Origin of the sequence: Cryocola sp. 340MFSha3.1, from assembly GCF_000383315.1 — a bacterium.
GTDB lineage: Bacteria > Actinomycetota > Actinomycetes > Actinomycetales > Microbacteriaceae > Leifsonia.
Genome location: NZ_KB911087.1, coordinates 488,267 through 505,443, shown reverse-complemented (window position 1 = coordinate 505,443; position 17,177 = coordinate 488,267). Strand labels below are relative to the sequence as shown.

Annotated in this window: 14 protein-coding genes and 1 tRNA gene; 9 read left to right on the top strand and 6 right to left on the bottom strand. The window is 70.1% G+C overall.

The features are described 5' to 3' along the window. Positions 1-48: 48 nt before the first annotated feature. Positions 49-951 (top strand): diacylglycerol kinase family protein, encoded by a 903-nt coding sequence (locus H284_RS0102410; RefSeq protein ID WP_020075014.1) that lies wholly within the window; start codon positions 49-51, stop codon positions 949-951. A gap of 74 nt (positions 952-1,025) precedes the next feature. After that, positions 1,026-1,101 (top strand) — tRNA-Glu (locus tag H284_RS0102405). Between the two features lie 98 nt (positions 1,102-1,199). On the opposite strand, the gene H284_RS20990 is transcribed toward H284_RS0102405, so the two are convergent. The 6 genes from H284_RS20990 to H284_RS0102375 all read right to left on the bottom strand — a co-directional run bounded on the left by H284_RS20990 (position 1,200) and on the right by H284_RS0102375 (position 4,925). Then, positions 1,200-1,367, bottom strand: coding sequence for a hypothetical protein (locus H284_RS20990; protein ID WP_166645308.1), 168 nt, complete (start codon positions 1,365-1,367; stop codon positions 1,200-1,202). 27 nt (positions 1,368-1,394) lie between these two features. After that, entirely contained in the window at positions 1,395-1,763 is a 369-nt protein-coding gene (locus H284_RS0102395) for a DUF6036 family nucleotidyltransferase (protein WP_018190635.1), read from the bottom strand. Position 1,764: 1 nt separating this feature from the next. Continuing rightward, positions 1,765-2,337 carry a helix-turn-helix domain-containing protein gene (locus H284_RS0102390; protein ID WP_018190636.1) on the bottom strand — a complete coding sequence of 191 codons (573 nt, stop codon included), beginning with the start codon at positions 2,335-2,337 and terminating at the stop codon, positions 1,765-1,767. 42 nt (positions 2,338-2,379) lie between these two features. Beyond that, a complete protein-coding gene (locus tag H284_RS0102385) occupies positions 2,380-3,780 on the bottom strand; it encodes a sensor domain-containing diguanylate cyclase (protein WP_018190637.1) in 1,401 nt (466 codons plus the stop codon). Continuing rightward, positions 3,777-4,592: an alpha/beta fold hydrolase gene (locus H284_RS0102380; protein ID WP_018190638.1), complete on the bottom strand. Its 816-nt coding sequence runs from the start codon at positions 4,590-4,592 to the stop codon at positions 3,777-3,779. Before H284_RS0102380 ends, H284_RS0102385 begins: the two co-directional genes overlap by 4 nt. A gap of 105 nt (positions 4,593-4,697) precedes the next feature. Continuing rightward, a complete protein-coding gene (locus tag H284_RS0102375; RefSeq protein WP_020075013.1) occupies positions 4,698-4,925 on the bottom strand; it encodes a KTSC domain-containing protein in 228 nt (75 codons plus the stop codon). 211 nt (positions 4,926-5,136) lie between these two features. On the opposite strand from H284_RS0102375, the gene H284_RS0102370 reads away from it, so the two are divergent. The 7 genes from H284_RS0102370 to H284_RS0102340 all read left to right on the top strand — a co-directional run bounded on the left by H284_RS0102370 (position 5,137) and on the right by H284_RS0102340 (position 17,175). Next, on the top strand, positions 5,137-6,204 hold the full coding sequence (locus H284_RS0102370; protein WP_018190640.1) for a TerC family protein: 1,068 nt from the start codon (positions 5,137-5,139) through the stop codon (positions 6,202-6,204). Further along, positions 6,201-7,016 carry a PP2C family protein-serine/threonine phosphatase gene (locus H284_RS0102365; RefSeq protein ID WP_018190641.1) on the top strand — a complete coding sequence of 272 codons (816 nt, stop codon included), beginning with the start codon at positions 6,201-6,203 and terminating at the stop codon, positions 7,014-7,016. The genes H284_RS0102370 and H284_RS0102365 overlap by 4 nt, the downstream gene beginning before the upstream one ends. A gap of 7 nt (positions 7,017-7,023) precedes the next feature. Beyond that, complete coding sequence (locus H284_RS0102360; protein ID WP_018190642.1) at positions 7,024-8,319, top strand: FHA domain-containing protein; 1,296 nt, start codon at positions 7,024-7,026, stop codon at positions 8,317-8,319. A 5-nt stretch (positions 8,320-8,324) separates the two neighbouring features. Further along, complete coding sequence (locus tag H284_RS0102355; RefSeq protein WP_018190643.1) at positions 8,325-10,031, top strand: serine/threonine-protein kinase; 1,707 nt, start codon at positions 8,325-8,327, stop codon at positions 10,029-10,031. Then, positions 10,019-10,789, top strand: coding sequence for an FHA domain-containing protein (locus H284_RS0102350; RefSeq protein WP_018190644.1), 771 nt, complete (start codon positions 10,019-10,021; stop codon positions 10,787-10,789). The genes H284_RS0102355 and H284_RS0102350 overlap by 13 nt, the downstream gene beginning before the upstream one ends. Positions 10,790-10,920: 131 nt before the next feature. Next, a complete protein-coding gene (locus tag H284_RS0102345) occupies positions 10,921-16,194 on the top strand; it encodes an Ig-like domain-containing protein (RefSeq protein WP_020075012.1) in 5,274 nt (1,757 codons plus the stop codon). An 18-nt stretch (positions 16,195-16,212) separates the two neighbouring features. Beyond that, positions 16,213-17,175, top strand: a complete 963-nt coding sequence (locus tag H284_RS0102340) for an AAA family ATPase (RefSeq protein WP_020075011.1) — start codon at positions 16,213-16,215, stop codon at positions 17,173-17,175. Positions 17,176-17,177: the final 2 nt, after the last annotated feature.

The following is a 17,177-nucleotide window of genomic DNA, read 5'->3' as shown; positions in this document are numbered from 1 at the left end:
CGCCCCGCCTTCGGCAGGCGGGGCGCCGCCTGTGCCATCATCGGGACCGTGACCGCACTCCCGCGGGCCGTGGTCGTCGCGGTCAACCCCATGGCGTCCTTCGGCCATCGCCGCGAGGTCGGCCCGCGTGTCATCGAGCGCCTGCGCGACGCCGGTCACCGCGTCGTCGCGATGGGGGAGGCGAACATCGAGCTGCTCCGTCGCGAGACCGCCCGATCGCTGGCGGACGGCGCCGACGCGCTCGTCGTGGTCGGCGGCGACGGGATGGCCAACCTCGGCATCGACCTCGTCGCGAACACGGGCACTCCGCTCGGCATCGTCCCCAGCGGCACCGGCAACGACCTCGCCGACGGCCTCGGCATCCCGATCGACGACACCGAGGCGGCCATCGACCGGCTGCTGGATGCGCTGCAGCGCGAGCCGCGGACGATCGACGCGGGGACGATCCGTCACGGCGAACTGACCACGTGGTTCGGCTGCGTCGTCTCCGCCGGTTTCGATGCGACCGTCAACGAGCGGGCCAACCTGATGTCGCGACCGCGGGGTCGCAGCCGGTACATCATCGCGCTGCTGCGCGAACTGGCGACGCTGACACCCCGGCCGTACCGCATCCACGCCGACGGCCGGACGATCGACGTGGATGCCATGCTCGTCTCGGTCGCCAACAACCGGTCGCTCGGCGGCGGGATGCGCATCGTCCCGGACGCGGACCTCTCCGACGGCCTCCTCGACCTCTTCGTCGTCGGGCCGATGTCGCGCGTGCGCTTCCTCCGCATGTTTCCGAAGGTCTTCCGCGGCGAGCACACCGGCCTTCCGGAGGTCAGCATCCTGCGCGTCTCGTCCGTCCGGATCGAGGCGGAGGGCGTCGTCGCCTACGCGGACGGCGAGCGGATCGGACCCCTCCCCATCGAGGTCTCGGTCGCCGCCGGCGCGCTCCGCGTGCTCGCCTGAGCGACGCGCCCGGGACGCCGTCCCCGTTTTGGCACAGCACGCCCATCTGTGGCATGATCTTCTAGTTGCCAGACGGCCCCATCGTCTAGCGGCCTAGGACGTCGCCCTCTCACGGCGGTAACGCGGGTTCAAATCCCGCTGGGGTCACCAACAGCCCGGATGCCAGTCACTGACTGGCGTCCGGGCTTTTTTCTTGGGTCAAACCGGGCCGTCGGGAGCTTCCCACGCATGGACCGGTGACTCGACGGCTACCGCAGGTCGACCGCCGGAGGCCTCTGAATCTCGGGGACCCCGATCCGGAGGATATCGGCGAGCATGTCGTACGCGCGCTGCGGCGGAAGCTCACCGGGGTACTGCGACTCGAACACCGCCTCCGCTTCGTCGATCGTGTCGATGTCGAGGTACGCGAGGAGCACCGCCACATCATCGTCGTCACGACCTCGTCACGCCGCCTTCAGCTTCATCGCGAGCAGGCACGGAGGTGTGGCCACCCACACGGAGACCGTGTCGTCATCGTGGATGGCCTCCCAGTGATTCTCGCCGGCGAAAGGGATGAATCCTGCCGCAGCGGTGTTCAGCCAGTCGAGCGGCCAGCCGTGGGCGTTTCCGATCGTGCGGACGATCTCTTCGAGATCGATGTCCGTGCTGATCGACGCGTCCACATCGGGGGTGATCCGACGGTCCTCGAAGTAGCGCAACATGATCGCAGCTCCGCCGACGATCCTGATCGTCGCGCGCGCTCCTCGGGCGTGGAGCTCATGAACGACCTGGCGCAACCCGACGATGATGTCCTCGCGACCGAGAGAGTTCACGTCACACGCTCCGCAGGGTGGCTTCGGGAATCAACACGCCTCGGCGCAGGAATGCGTCGGGAACCTCTTCCGCAGCTACGTGAGTCACGTAGCGCGAGCCGGCGAAGATGGTCGGCTCATCGAGCGTGGGCGCCTCTGCGACCCAGGGCGGGATCGGTGACCGCGTCTCTGACAGGCGATACTCGGTTATCGCGGCAAGGGCCGCGTCGAACAGGCTGCTGCCGGTCGGTTCGGGAGGAAACGCGGCGAGAACGACGCGATTGACGGCATCCTCGGCAGCGAGAGCGTCGTTGTAGGTGAGCCAGGCGCGGAACGCGGCGGAAGCGTCCGACCCCAGCAGTTCGCGGCGGATGGCTGCACTCGACTCGAGCGCACCGGGACGGATGGTCGGGATAGCGGCCAGCCGAGCATCCGACGCGCGCAGGATGCTGTCGAGCTTGTCGGCGCGCGGGGAGCGGCGGCCGTTCTCGATGACCGACAGGTTGGAGGCGGCCTCACCGGTTCGCGATGCGACGACTGTCTGCGGGATCCTCCGCGCGCGCCGCACCGATCCGGCGATCTCTGCGATCGACATCCGGCCTCCTTATCGTTTCCGATAAGTGTAACAGCCGGTGACCTACAGCGTGATGACGCTGACCTGGTCCTTGCCGCGATCCTTCGACCGGTACATCGCCTTGTCGGCGACGCGCAGCAGCTCCGGGCCGCTCAGGACGCGAGCGGGTCCCGCCGCATGCACGGTCACGCCGACGCTGGCGGTGATGACGCGCTGCCAGCCGTCGTCGTGGAGGGGCTGCTTGACCGCGACGCGGATGCGCTCGGCGATCGCGGAGGCGCGCTCGTGGTCCGTGTTCTGGCAGACGATGATGAATTCGTCGCCGCCGTACCGGCACACCAGGTCGTCGCCGCGGACCGCGGAGACGAGGCGCGCGGCGATCAGCTTGAGGACGGTGTCGCCGGCGGTGTGGTCGAGTTCGTCGTTGACGGACTTGAAGTCGTCCAGGTCCACGAAGATCAGGGCGAGCGGCTCCTGCCGTTCCATCGCCGAGGCGACACTCGCCGTGATGTGGCTGCGGAGCAGCACCCGGTTGGCGAGCCCGGTCAGCGGGTCGTGCAGGGCGATCGCGGCCAGCTGCGCCTGCAGCGTCAGGCGGGCGACGGTCTGCGCCGCCTGACGGCACAGCGAGCCGAGCAGCTCGACCGCATGCTCGTCGAGCTCCGGCGGCCGCGAGAAGTAGCAGGCCAGCGTCCCGATCGCCGCGCCCGCGTGCACGAGGGGAGCGGTCAGCATGGAGTCGAGGCGCGCTGCGCGGAGGGCGGTCGCCACGTCCGGGTGCGCCAGCTCATCCCGCACGGACCAGGTCGCGAGCGCGGGTCCGACCGCGCCGAGCGCAGGCAGTCCGCCGGGCAGCAGAGCGGCATCCAGCGGGACCGTCCCTCCGACCAGATGCGGTTCGTGGTCGTCGAGGAAGACGGCGGCCGCCATCGCGCCCAGACCCTGCTGCGCGCTCTCCGCCAGAGCCTGCGCCAGCATCTCCACGGTGTCGCTCTCGCCGAAGGCGGTGGTCGCGTTCTGGAGCACGCGGGTGCGCGCCTCCGACCCCTCCGCGATGCGGCGGGCGGCGAGCAGCTGGCGCTCGTAGTCCTGGCGGCGACTGGCGTCGAAGACGGCGACATGGATGAGCGGGCCGGCCTCGGCCTCGTCGACCACTGCGTTGACGAGTACGGGCAGGGCGTCGTCGTGGGTCGTGCGCAACGACAGGGCGACCTCACGCACCTCACCCTGGAGATGGAGGACGGGGAGGAAGCGGGTCTCGTAGAAGATCCGCGCTCCCGGCTCGAGCAGATCGGTGAGAGGCGCCCCGACGAGTTCGTCGGCCGGGCGACCGGTCCACGCGGCGAAGGTGGCGTTGACGCGCAGGATGCGGCCGCCCTCGGTCAGCGTGACGAGACCGCAGGGCGCGCGGTCGTAGAGCGCATCCGCGGCGGGTCCCTCGGACGTGATCTCCTCCGCCGTCATGCCAGCGAGCTCCGGATGGCCGCGGCCAGCTCATCGGGACCGGACAGGTTCGGGCAGTGGCCGGTGGCGTTCAGCTGGACGAACACGCTGCCGGGGATTCGCTCGTGAACGTAGCGCCCGACCGGGCCGGGGGCGATCGCGTCCTCCGCGCACTGGAGCACGACGGTCGGCACGGTCACGTCGGGGAGGTCGGCGCGGTTGTCGGAGAGGAAGGTGACGCGGGCGAAGTGGCCGGCGATCGCCGGATCGGTCCGGCAGAAGCTCGCGGTCAGTTCCGCGCCGAGCTCCGGTCGGTCGGGGTTGCCGGCGATGACGGGCGCGATCGCCTCCGACCACCCCAGATAGTTGTCGTCGAGGGTGTCGAGCAGGCCATCGATGTCGGAACGCGTGAAACCGCCCACATAGTCGCCCTCGTCGATGTAGCGCGGCGACGGACCGACGAGCACCAGGCGCCCGAAACGTTCGGGGGAGCGGTTGGCGGCCAGCACGCCGATCATCGCGCTGACGGAGTGGCCGACGAAGACGGCGTCGCGGAGGTCGAGGGCCTCGAAGATCTCGAGCACGTCGTCGGCGTAGCCGTGAAGCGAGTCGTACTTGGCCCGGTCGTAGGCGCTCACATCGGAGTCGCCCGCGCCGACGTGGTCGAAGACGATCACCCGGAAGTCGGACTCGAAATGCGGGACCACCCGCCGCCACATCTCCTGGCTGCAGCCGAAGCCGTGCGCGAAGACGATCGGGCGGCCGGACGGATCACCGGACTCGCGAACGCTGTTGCGACGTCGGACGTCGACAGCTTCGGTCGGTTGCAGCATCCCGGGTCCCATCTCGGTGTGAGGAACGGCCCCTCTCCGGCGTCACTGGGCCGTCTCCGCATCCCGAGCCTATCCGGGTTCGCAGGGGACCGGGAGCCGTGCCGGTCAGTCCTTCGCGCCGCCCGGCATCCACTCCTCCGGGTAGTGGTCGCGCACTGCGGCGTTGAAGTAGGAGCCCGCCGACTCGGCGCCGCGCAGCTCACGCCACACCCGCGCGGGCACGAGGAAGTAGCGGTACACCTCGCCGGACACGAACTCGACCTCGAGCGTCCGCACGGACGGGTCGTAGCCCGCCGTCGCGATCACCGTGCTGTCGAATGCCACCCGCTCCACGTCCGCACCCTACGCCGGACCTCCGACGGCACTAGGATGTCCGAAGCGAAGGGGAGTATCCCGGACGGCTCGGCGGCAGGTGAGAACCTGTGCCCGGTCGGCGCTGTGCACGTCAACACGGTCTGCGAGGCAGCGGACCCGGGCACAGCGGCACCCACGAGGTGCAGGAGAGACTTTCGGTGTTTTTCCGCGCCCTCCGAAAGGTCCCCCGTTGCACACCGCGCTTCCCCTCTGGTTCGAGATCGGCTCCTTCGTCGTCCTCCTGCTGATCCTCGCCTTCGACCTCCTGATCATCTTCAAGAGGCCGCACATCCCGAGCCCGCGCGAGTCCGCCCTCTGGGTCGCCTTCTACGTGGCGCTGGCGCTGATCTTCGCCCTGCTGATGCTGGTGGTGGGGGATGCGGAGCACGCCGGGCAGTTCCTCGCCGGGTGGTTGACGGAGTACAGCCTCAGCATCGACAACCTGTTCGTGTTCGTGATCATCATGGGCCGGTTCGCGGTGCCGAGGAAGTATCAGCAGGAAGTGCTGATGGTGGGCATCATCCTGGCGCTGATCTTCCGCGGGGTGTTCATCCTGCTCGGGGCCGGTCTGATCGCCAGCTTCAGCGCGATCTTCTACCTGTTCGGCGCGTTCCTGCTGTGGACGGCGTTCAACCAGGCCTTCGGCAAGCACGACGACGAGGGCGCGGAGGACTCCTGGTTCATCAAGTTCGCCCGCAAGCACCTGAAGGTGTCGACCCAGTACAACGGCAACAAGCTGCGCACGGTGGTGGACGGCAGACGGATGTTCACGCCGCTGATCATCGTGTTCATCGCCCTGGGCACCACCGACCTGCTGTTCGCCCTCGACTCCATCCCCGCCATCTTCGGCATCACCCAGAGCCCGTTCATCGTGTTCACGGCGAACGTGTTCGCGCTGATGGGCCTCCGGCAGCTGTACTTCCTGCTCGGGCACCTGCTCGACAAGCTGGTGTACCTCAAGTACGGGATCGCGTTCATCCTCGCCTTCATCGGTGTGAAGCTGGTGTTCCACGCCATGCACGAGAACGAGCTGCCGTTCATCAACGGCGGCGAGCACATCGAGTGGGCGCCCGACATCAGCACCTGGACCTCGCTGCTGGTGATCGTCGGCGCCATGGTTGTCGCTACGATTGCAAGTCTGGTGAAGCTGCGGATGAGCGGCACCAGCGTCGCCGAGGCCATTCACGGTGACGAATCCGACGAGGACGAGGCCGAGGAAACGGTCGCCGACGGCACGCAGGAGGACCCCCGCACATGAGCTCTCTCGTCGGCGTGACCGTCCGCAGCGACACGGGTGCGGTCCGGCACGTCAACGAGGACAGCGCTCTGGCGCAGGATCCGGTGTTCGTCGTGGCCGACGGCATGGGCGGTCACGCGCGCGGCGACCTGGCCAGCCGGACGGCCGTGGAGAGCCTCGCGCGCACGCTGCAGCCGGGCTCTCGGCCGACACCGGACGAGGTGATCCGCGCCATCGACGAGGCGAACGCCGCCGTTCGGTCGCTCTCGGGCGCCGATGAGTCGGGTGCTGCGGTGGCGGGCACCACGCTCGCCGGGATCGTCCGCGTCCGCGTGCCCGAGCTGGCGGCCGAGCAGTGGATGGTCGTCAACGTCGGCGACTCGCGCGTCTACGCGTGGGACGGCAGGCAGCTGCGGCAGCTGACCGTCGACCACTCCGCCGTCCAGGAGCTGGTGGATGCCGGCCTCATCACCGAGGCGCAGGCGGCGGTGCACCCGGAGCGCAACGTCATCACCCGCGCGCTCGGGGCCGAGGATTTCGTGGACACGGACAGCGGGCTCGTCGCCGAGACCGGCCGCCAGATCTTCCTGATCTGCTCCGACGGACTGACGCGCGAGCTCAGCGATCAGCGGATCGCCGAGATCCTCGCGCAGGGGCCGTCCGACCCGGCGTCCGCATTGGTGGATGCGGCGAACGAGGCCGGTGGCCACGACAACATCACCGTGATCGTGGTTGAATCGGTGACCGGGGAAGACGCCCCGGCCCCCGTCGACACGCGCGAACGCGCCGACGGCAGCGGTCGGGAGTTCGAAGACACGCAGCCGAGGGAGTAGGTCGTCCGTGTTCGAAGTGCAGCAGGCGGCAGCCGGGGAGTGGGCGGTCGTCGCGGGGGGTGCGCGGGCACTGCTGGTGGCCGAGTCCGACCCTGCGCGGCTGCGGGCGCTCTTCGAGGCGGTCCGAGCGGGCTTCGCCGAGACACTGGATGCGCTGGTCGCCGGTGGGCTGAGCCGCACGCCGTCCTTCGCGTTGCTGGACGCATCCACCGGTCCGGTGCTGCTGGCGGTGCGGGGTACGGCCAGCGCGACCATCGCGGACGGCGGACCCGAGCGCACCGTGCGGGCCTCCGGGGTGTCGTCGTGGGTCGAGACGCAGCTGACCGACGCGACCGCCGTGACGCTGGGCGCCGCCGCGGGGGAGACGCTCCCGCTCGTGGAGGGCGTCGTGCGGTCCGGCGGTGTGGTCTGGTCCGCCGCGGAGCAGACGGAGGATGTCGGCGCGACCGTCGCGGCCCCGCCGCGTCGCGAGCGCGAGACCGGACCGGTGGACGCGCTGGCTGTGGACACTGGCGCGGCCGGCTCCGAATCGGCATCCACCGAGCAGGTCGATCCTGAGCCGGTGATCGCCGGACCGGCCGTCGAGGCGTTCGAGCCCGCGCCCGCGGAGCAAGCGCCGGCCGAGCCCGACCCGCATACACGCGTCCCCGAGGCGACCTTCACCGACGTCCCGTCCGCCGACGCAGCCCCGGCGCCCGCGCAGCCGTCCGAGGCGCCCGGCTACGACCACCTCTTCGGGGCGACGATGGTGCGGAGCGTCGAGGACGCGGCCGTCCGCCCGGAGGAGGAGGACGCGGCCCCGCCGAAGATCGACCTCCCCGGCTTCATCACCGACTCCTTCCCGCCGGCCGCCGGCCGCCTCGCGGGCGATCACGACGGGCTAACCGTCATGAGCGGCGACCTGCCGCAGCGTGCGCGACCCACGGAGACCGAGCAGGAGCCTGCGCGCGAGCCCGCGCCGCAGACGTTCGCGGTGCTGCTGTCCGACGGCCGCCGGGAGCCGCTGTCGGCGCCGGTCGTCGTCGGCCGCGCACCGAGCGTGTCGGCCGTGCCAGCACTCCGCGGCGCACGTCCCGTCACGCTGACCACCGCCGAGGACGACATCTCGCGCTCCCATGTCGCCGTCGCGGTCGAGGGCGACAGTGTCGTCGTCACCGACCTGCACTCGCGCAACGGCACCATGATCGTCCTGCCCGGCAAGACGCCGCAGAAGCTTCGCAGCGGCGAGCCGACAACGGTCGTCCTCGGGACCGTGATCGACCTGGGCAGCGGGGCGACGCTGACCGTCGAGGCAGCCGGATGAGGCGCATGGCCTCGCAGCCGCCCGAGCTCGACGGCTTCCACTTCATCCGCCTGCTCGGATCCGGTGGCTTCTCGGACGTCTTCCTCTACGAGCAGCAGCTGCCGAAGCGCAGCGTCGCCGTGAAGGTGCTGCTGACGGATGGCGTGGACGAGTCGGCGCGCGCGCGCTTCGTCGCCGAGGCGAACGTCATGGCCCGGCTCTCCGCGCATCCCTACATCGTCACGATCTTCCACGCGGGCGTGGCCGGAGACGACCGCCCCTTCCTGGTCATGGAGTACTGCTCGGGGCCGTCGCTGGCCGACCGGCTGAAGCGGGAGCGGATCGGCGTCGAGGACGCCCTGCGCACCGGCGTCCGGCTGTCCAGCGCGGTCGCGACCGCCCACGCGGCGGGCATCCTGCATCGCGACATCAAGCCCGCGAACGTGCTCACCAACGCGCTCGGCTGGCCGGCGCTCACCGACTTCGGCATCGCCTCCGCGCTGGAGGAGCTGCCGGTGCACACCACGACGCTGTCCGAACTGCGGAGTTCGCCGTCGGACACCGCGACCTCCGGCAGCCGCAGCGTCGGTCTCAGTGTGCCGTGGTCGCCGCCGGAGATGTTCTCGGACGACCCGGATCCGGATGTGCGCAGCGACATCTTCTCGCTCGCCGCGACCGTGCACACCCTCCTCGCCGGGCGGACGCCGTTCGAGGTCCCCGGGCGCTCCAACGGCACCCTCGACCTGATGGGGCGCATCGAGCGCGGGATGATCACGCCGCTCGACCGGCCGGATGTGCCGGCGTCGCTCGCCTCCGTCCTGCGGCGGGGCATGGCGACCCGCCGGGAGGACCGCTACCAGACGGCCGTCGACTTCGCCCGGGCACTGCAGCGCGTCGAGCTGGAGCTCGGCCTCGCGCCGACCAGCATCGACGTGCCGAACCTCAGCGTGGGCGATGCTCGGCCGGGACCGTCCGCGGACGGCGGGGAGCAGGAGACCCGCGCGCGGTCGGTGGCCACGATCCGGGCGCAGCAGCCGGCGCCCGCGCCGAATACGGTCGACGCGCCCTCTGCCGAGCGCCCGCCCGCCCCTGCCGCGCCCGCGGCGCCCGAGCCCGAGCCCACCCGCATCCGCGGGGTCGTTCCCATCTCGGCGCAGCCGCCCGCGCGCTCCGCCACGACCGACGACAACCCGTCGGCCGAGCCCGTGCAGGAGCACACCATCCTCCGATCGCGCCCGGCCGCCGAAGAGGGCGACGGGACGGCGCGGTCCGGGGCGGAGGACGCATCCGGCCAGGACGCATCAACTGGTCCGCGCGACCCGCGTCGACGCCTCCTCACGTGGATCGGCGTCGGCGCCGCAGCGGTCGTCGTCCTGGCGGTCGCGGCGGCCGTCGTGGCCAACCTCGTCGCCGCTCCCTCCGCATCCACCGGCCCCGGAGCGCAGCCGAGCGACGGCGGCAGCATCGCTGTCACCGTCGTGCCGCCGCCAGTGCTGGTCTCGGCCGTCCGCGCCCCGGACGGCGCCAGCGCCACCTTCACCTGGAAGACGGCGGACGCGCAGAAGGACGACCAATTCACCTGGCAGCAGGAGGGCACGACCAACGGGCCGTCCGTCACGGCGGAGCGGAAGGTCACCCTCACGAATCTGACGCCAGGCGTCCCGGTGTGCATCGATGTCGCGACGGTCCGCGCCGGCCGCACCTCCGAGCAGCTGAAGGCGTGCACGCCGTGACCGCCGCGAAGCCGCTCACGGTCGAGTTCTGCGGCGAGCTCTACAGCGTCGAGCCGGGTACAGAGTTCGGGATCGGCCGCGAGGCCGAGCTCACCATCGACGACAACCCGTACCTGCACCGCCGCTTCCTCACCGTCGGGCACGATTACGGGATGTGGTGGCTGAGCAACGTCGGCACGCTGCTGACCGCGACGGTCACCGATGCGACGGGAACGATGCAGGCCTGGCTCGCACCGGGAGCGAAGCTGCCGATCGTCTTCCAGACGATGCACGTGATGTTCAGCGCGGGTGCGACGACGTACGACTTCACCATCTCGAGCGACGAGGACTACTTCAACACGGCGGTCCAGGTGGATGCGGCGGCCGGCTCCACCACCGTCCTCCCGGTGACGCTGACCACCAGCCAGCGCCAACTGATCGTCGCTCTCGCCGAGGGAGTCCTGACGCAGACCGTTCCCGGCCGCGGCACCATCCCGACCTCCGCCGAGGCGGCCGAGCGCCTGGGCTGGAGCATGACGACCTTCAACCGCAAGCTCGACAACGTCTGCGACAAGCTCGACAAACTCGGCGTCGCCGGGCTGCGCGGCGGCCGCGGCAAGCTCGCGACGAACCGCCGGGCGCGGCTCGTCGAGTACGCGGTGACGACGCGTCTGGTCGGCGTCGAAGACCTCCCGCTGCTCGACCAGCACGACGACACCGATGCCCAGGCCGCACTTGACCGGACGGCATCCGGGGAGGACCGTGGCACCGACGACTGAGGCGCTTCCCGCGTGGCCCGGCGGGATCGGCCCGGTGTGCATGGGGAGTGCTCCCCATTCCGGACGCGTCGGGGGGTCGTGTTAGCGTAGACGCGTTTTCCGGCCCGAGGGATTGCAGAGTCTTGGTTTCAGTGAGTGCGTGGTTCCGGCAGCGGAAGACCGCCGCCGTCATCACCGCAGTCGCCGTGGTCGCCGGGGTCCCGCTGACGATCGCCGTCCTCCACAAGGGCTTCCCCGTCAACGCGGTCGAGCTCGACACCCGCGACGTCTGGGTCACCAACGGCGAGAAGCTGCTCGGCGGCCGGCTCAACCATCAGATCGACGAGCTGGATGCCGCCGTCACCGGCGCGAGCGCCGACCTCGACGTCCTGCAGGACGGCTCCGCGTACTTCCTCACCGACCTTCCGCACGGCACGGTGGACAAGATCGACCCGGCCTTCGTCTCGCTCGGTGGGCGCATCCAGGTTCCGGAGGACTCGCAGGTCGGCTACGGCGGCACGACGCTCTCCGTGCTGGCGCCGAACGGCAACCTCTGGGTGCTGGATGCATCCGGCCGTCTCGACTTCGACAAGTCCAAGACCAAGCCGGTCGTGAAGGCGGGAGCCGGCGCGAAGCTCGCCGTCGCGAAGTCGGGCACGACGTTCGTGGTCGCGCCGAAGGGCAAGCGGCTGATCACGGTGGACGGGCCGGGCGCGAAGCCGCAGACCCGCGACTTCGCGGTGCCTGGCGCGTTCCAGGTGAGCGCCGTCGGCGACCAGGCGGTCGTGCTCGACACACAGCGCAACCGGATGATCACCGGCGGCGGAACCACGGTCGACCTCCCCGCGAAGGGTCTCAGGCTCCAGCAGCCCGGGCCAGACGACCACGCCGCCGTCGTGGCGACCGCGAACAGCCTCCTCAGCGTCCCGCTCGGCGGCGGGACCGTCACCGCGAGCCCCGCCGGCGCGACCTCCAAGGGCGGCGCCGACGCGGTGTCGGCCCCCGTGCGTCTCGGGACCTGCTCGTACGGCGCATGGTCCGGCTCCGGCCGCTACCTCTACGCGTGCGACGGCAAGAAACCGGTCGGCATCGACATCGACCAGCCGGTCGCGGGCGACGACCTCGAGTTCCGGGTCAACCACGGCGTCATCGCGCTGAACAACCTGCGCGACGGCAACGCGTGGGTCGTCTCCTCCAACATGCGGTTGGTGCAGAACTGGGCGCAGCTGAAGCCGAACGACACCACCGTGCAGGGCGAGACCGGCGAGGAGAAGCCGGTCGTGCAGTCCTTCGCCGATACTCTGGCGCAGCGGACCGACCAGAACCGGCCGCCCATCGCCGTGAACGACACCTACGGCGTGCGCCCCGGGCGGTCGACGGTGCTGCACGTGCTCACGAACGACACCGATCCGGACGGCGACGTCCTGACGATCTCGGACGTCTCGGCGATCCCTGTGGATCAGGGCGTGCTTCAGCTCGTCGAGGGCGGCCGCGCCATCCAGTTCACGCCGAAGGACGGGCTGAGCGGCACGATCTCGTTCCGCTACTCGGTCGACGACGGCCGCGGCGGAACGTCATCCGCCCAGGTGGATGCCACGCTCAAGCAGCCCGCCGTGAACGAGGCTCCCGCCTCCACCCGGTCGAGCACCGCCCAGACCGAGGTCGGCCAGTCGGCCACTTACAACGTACTCAACGACTGGGCGGACCCGGACGGCGACGACCTGAGCCTGGTCGCCGCGTCCGCGACCACCGAGGACGACGTGCGGTTCAAGCCCAACGGCGACGTCACCTTCACCAGCAAGACGGGTCAGGCGGGCTCCAAGGAGGTGCGCGTCACCATCTCCGACGGGCGCGCGTCGGCCACGGGCAGCCTGATCGTGACGGTGAAGCCCGCCGGAACGCTCGACCCGGTCGCCGTGACGGACTTCGCCGATGGGTTCACCGGCCGTCCGGTCGTGCTGCATCCCCTCGACAACGACCAGTCGCCGTCGGGTGAGCCCCTGTCGCTGGTCGGCGCCGGCCTCGATGGCGGCAGCGGCGCCCAGGTCACCGCGGACAGCACCCGCGGCACGATCACGGTCCGCAGCAACGCGCCGGGGGAGTACTACCTCGTCTACACGCTCGGGGCGGGGCCGAAGACGACGACAGGACTCGCGCGCGTCGACATCGCGCCGCAGGGTGCGAGCGAGGCTCCGCCGATCGCCGTCACCGACAAGGCGTACGTCCGGCCCGGCGAACCGACGTCCGTCGCCGTCCTCGAGAACGACGTGTCACCGTCCGGCCGGGTGCTCGCCGTGCGCTCGGTGTCGGTCGGCAAGGGCGCGGAGGACCTCAACGTGGAGGTGCTCGACAACGCCGTGGTCAAGATCACGGCGCCGACCGTCCTCACCCAGCAGGTGCAACTGTCCTACGTCGTCTCGGATGGGATCAACGAGGCGACCGCCGGCATCACCGTCGTGCCCGTCCCGCCGCTCGTGCAGCACCAGCCGCCGGTGGCCGTCGACGATCAGGTGCCGGTCCGCGCCGGCGACGTCGCGACCGTTCCCGTCATGGACAACGACTACTCGCCGGACAACGCACCGTTCACCCTCGACACGCAGCTGCGCGACGCGAGCGGCGCCGGTCAGGGCGCGACCGCGTTCGTCAGCGGCGAGACCGTCCGCTACCAGGCGCCGACGACGCCGGGCCAGTACAACGTGGTCTACGGGATCACTGACAAGTACGGCCAGAAGGCGCAGGCGACCGTCACCTTCGTCGTCGGCGCCCCCGACAAGGGCTCCGACCGTGCGCCGCAGCCGCAGCCGCTCACCGTCCGCGCCTTCGCGGGCTCGTCGGTGCCGGTGGAGGTGCCGCTCGACGGCATCGACCCGGACGGCGACTCCGTCTCGCTCTCGGGGCTCGCGACGCAGCCCACCCTCGGGCGGATCTCCGACTCCACCAGCCGCTCGTTCACATACCAGGCGTACCCGGACTCCGCGGGCACCGACACCTTCACGTACCAGGTGAAGGACACCTACGGGAAGACGGCCACCGGCACGGTGTCGATCGCCGTCATCCCGCGCCCGGACCAGGTGCGGCCGCCGATCGCGGTCAACGATCCGGTGCAGGTGAAGCCCGGCCGGACGATCGCCGTTCCCGTGCTCGACAACGACTCCGACCCGAACGGGTACGCGATCGCCCTGCAGAAGAAGCTGCTGCAGGTGGACGAGGGTCTCAAGGCATCCGTGCACGGCAAGATCGTGCTCGTCACGGCGCCCAAGGAGGAGGGCTCGTTCGTCGTCCGCTACCAGATCACCAACGGGCAGGGCGGCGTCGCCAGCGCGTTCATCCAGGTGACGGTGACCCCGAACGCGAAGGATGTGCCGCCGTCCGCCGTGGACCACGTCCTGGAGCCGGACGAGGTGGCGAACAAGCAGAACGTCAAAGTGAACGCGCTCGAGGGCGCGACCAACCCGTCAGGACTGGTCGACGACCTGAAGGTCGAGGTCACCGGGCCGAACGCCTCCGCTGCCGAGGTGGGCCAGGACGGCTCCATCACGGTGAAGCCCGGCGAGCAGCGGATCGCGATCGCCTACACGCTGACCGATACCGTCACCGGGCTGAAGGGGACCGCGTTCATCGTGGTTCCGCCGAAGGGCGACGCCACGGCACCGCCGCGGCTCAAGGACGGCCTGCCGCAGCAGATCGTGCAGGCCGACGGGTCGAAGAGCTGGAAGCTGTCCGACATCCTCACCGTCCCCTCCGGGCGCGACTACAAGCTCACGGGCGCTTCGGGCGTCAGCGCCACCAACAGTTCGGGTGGATCGTCATACGGCGACGAGCAGACGCTCACGTTCACGGCGGCCAAGGGGTATCGGGGGCCCGCGGCCATCACCTTCAAGGTCAGCGACGGTCGAGAGGCCGGACAGAGCTCGGACCGCGTCACCACGGTGGTCCTACCGATCACGGTCGGCGAGCCGGACCAGTCCGACGTCGCGCCGACGTTCACGTCGCCCAGCGAGAAGATCGAGCCGGGGGAGGCACCGCTCTCGGTCGACCTGCGGGCGTCGAGCTTCCACCCCAATCCCGAGATCCTCAACAAGCTGACGTACTCGGGCGGCACGTCGTCCAACCCGAAGATCCAGTCGGGCCTGAGCGGGTCCACGCTGACCCTCTCCGCGCCACTGGGCGTGCAGGCGGGGGAGACGGCGACGATCGCGGTGACGATCAGCTCGGGGACGCACACGATCTCGGGAACCGTCAACGTGCAGGTGGTGAGCTCGAGCAGGCCGGTCGCCACGCAGAAGAACCCGCCGCAGACGGCTGAGGTCAAGCGCGGACAGACCGCGACGGTCGACGGCGCGTCGAGCGACGCCCAGTGGGTGAACCCGTTCCCCGGGCAGCCGCTGACCATCACTGACGCGACCGCGCAGAGCGCCCCGGCCGGGGTGACGGTCACGCACACGGGGTCGTCGATCAGCGTCAGCGCGTCCTCGGGGGCCGCGATCGGTGCGGTGAACGTGGTCTACCACGTCGAGGATGCGACGAAGGACCCGAAGCGCACCGCGTCGGCCATCGGGCAGCTGCGCGTGACCATCCACGACGTCCCGTCGAAGCCGAGCGCGCCATCCAACCCGCGCGCGAGCGACGGCAAGGTGACCGTCTCGATCAAGGCGCCGGCGGACAACGGGAAGCCGATCACGCAGTACGAGGTGACGGACGGCAATGGGCACACGGTGAACACGGCGTCTGTCGGGGACGTGACCATCGGCGGGCTGACGAACGGCAAGTCGTACTCGTTCACCGTGCGGGCGCAGAACGCGGACGGATGGAGCGAACGGTCCGCCGGGAGCACGCCGGTCACCCCGTACGGCACGCCGACGAAGGTGGGCGGCGTCTCGATCAAGAGCAGCGGGAACGCCCCGAGCGACCTGACCATGAGCTGGAACGCGCTCTCGGACCCGAATGGCACGGGTGGTGGCCAGGCGACCTACCACTATCGACTCAATGGCGGCTCGTGGCAGACCACGACGGGCACGAGCGCGAAGGCGAACAACAAGGGCGCGGGAACGTACTCCTTCGAGATCTACGCGTCGAACGCGGGCGGCAAGGATGGACCGCACGCGACCTCCAACAGCGTCGAGGTCAAGGATCCGCCGCCGCCCTCGCCGTCGATCGATCTGAGCAAGGGCGACCTGAAGCCCGGTTTCGTCCACAGCTACACGTACGACGTGACTCTCCACAATTTCCCGGCGAATCGATCGTTCTCCATGCAGGTGCACTGCAATGGAGGGACGTTGTCCAACAAGTCCATCTCGACCGATGGCAACGGGTACGGCCACTACCGGGGCAACCCGGGGAGCGACCTCGACCCGTGGTGCGGCTACCCGGGCGCATATGTGGTCGTGAACGGCGTGCAGAGCAGTGTTCAGGACTGGTCCAAGTAAGGAGATGCAGCAGTGGCAGTGACACAGGAGCAGGCGGACTGGTTCGCCGGGGCGTTCGCGCAATTGGTGGCGAACGTCGACAAGGCGATCCTCGGCAAGGAGCACAGCATCCGCCTGGTGATCACGGCCATGCTCTCCGGCGGCCACGTGCTGCTTGAAGACGTGCCGGGCACCGGCAAGACGGTGCTCGCCAAGGCGCTCGCCAACACGGTCGAGGGCACGCAGTCGCGCATCCAGTTCACTCCGGACCTGCTGCCGTCCGACGTCACAGGCGTCACGATCTACGACCAGTCCAGCGGCCGGTTCGAGTTCCATCCCGGCCCGATCTTCGCGTCGGTGGTGCTCGCGGATGAGATCAACCGGGCGAGCCCCAAGACGCAGTCCGCACTGCTCGAGGTGATGGAAGAGGGCGTCGTGACGGTGGACGGCGTCGGCCATTCGGTCGGCGCGCCGTTCATCGTGATCGCGACGCAGAACCCGGTGGAGCAGGCCGGAACGTACTCGCTCCCCGAGGCGCAGCTCGACCGCTTCCTGATCAAGACCTCGCTCGGCTACCCGGACCACGCGACGACCGTCGACCTGCTGCTCGACTCCTCCAACCGGTCGCGCGCGTCGGCCGTGCGTCCGATCATCGCGTCCGATTCCGTCACCACGCTCGCCCAGCTGGCGTCCGAAGTGCACACCGACGCCAGCGTCATGGGATACCTCAGCGAGATCGTCACCGCTACGCGCGACGATAAGGATGCTGCGCTCGGCGTGAGCATCCGCGGCGCCCTGGCGCTGGCGCGTGCGGCGAAGACGTGGGCGATCTCGGCCGGCCGCACGTTCGTGACACCGGACGACATCCGCGATCTCGCCCAGCCGGTGCTCGCGCACCGCGTCATCGTCGACCCCGAGTCCGAGTTCGCCGGGGTGCGCGCGGCCGACATCGTCGAGCGGGCCGTCGCCTCGGCCACCCCGCCCGCCTACCGCGCGGCCTGAGC

Excerpts from the sequence above, each read along its gene's own strand:
- H284_RS0102390 (WP_018190636.1), bottom strand. The coding sequence starts at position 2,337 with ATGTCGATCGCAGAGATCGCCGGATCGGTGCGGCGCGCGCGGAGGATC.
- H284_RS0102385 (WP_018190637.1), bottom strand. The coding sequence starts at position 3,780 with ATGACGGCGGAGGAGATCACGTCCGAGGGACCCGCCGCGGATGCGCTC.
- H284_RS0102380 (WP_018190638.1), bottom strand. The coding sequence starts at position 4,592 with ATGCTGCAACCGACCGAAGCTGTCGACGTCCGACGTCGCAACAGCGTT.
- H284_RS0102365 (WP_018190641.1), top strand. The coding sequence starts at position 6,201 with ATGAGCTCTCTCGTCGGCGTGACCGTCCGCAGCGACACGGGTGCGGTC.
- H284_RS0102355 (WP_018190643.1), top strand. The coding sequence starts at position 8,325 with ATGGCCTCGCAGCCGCCCGAGCTCGACGGCTTCCACTTCATCCGCCTG.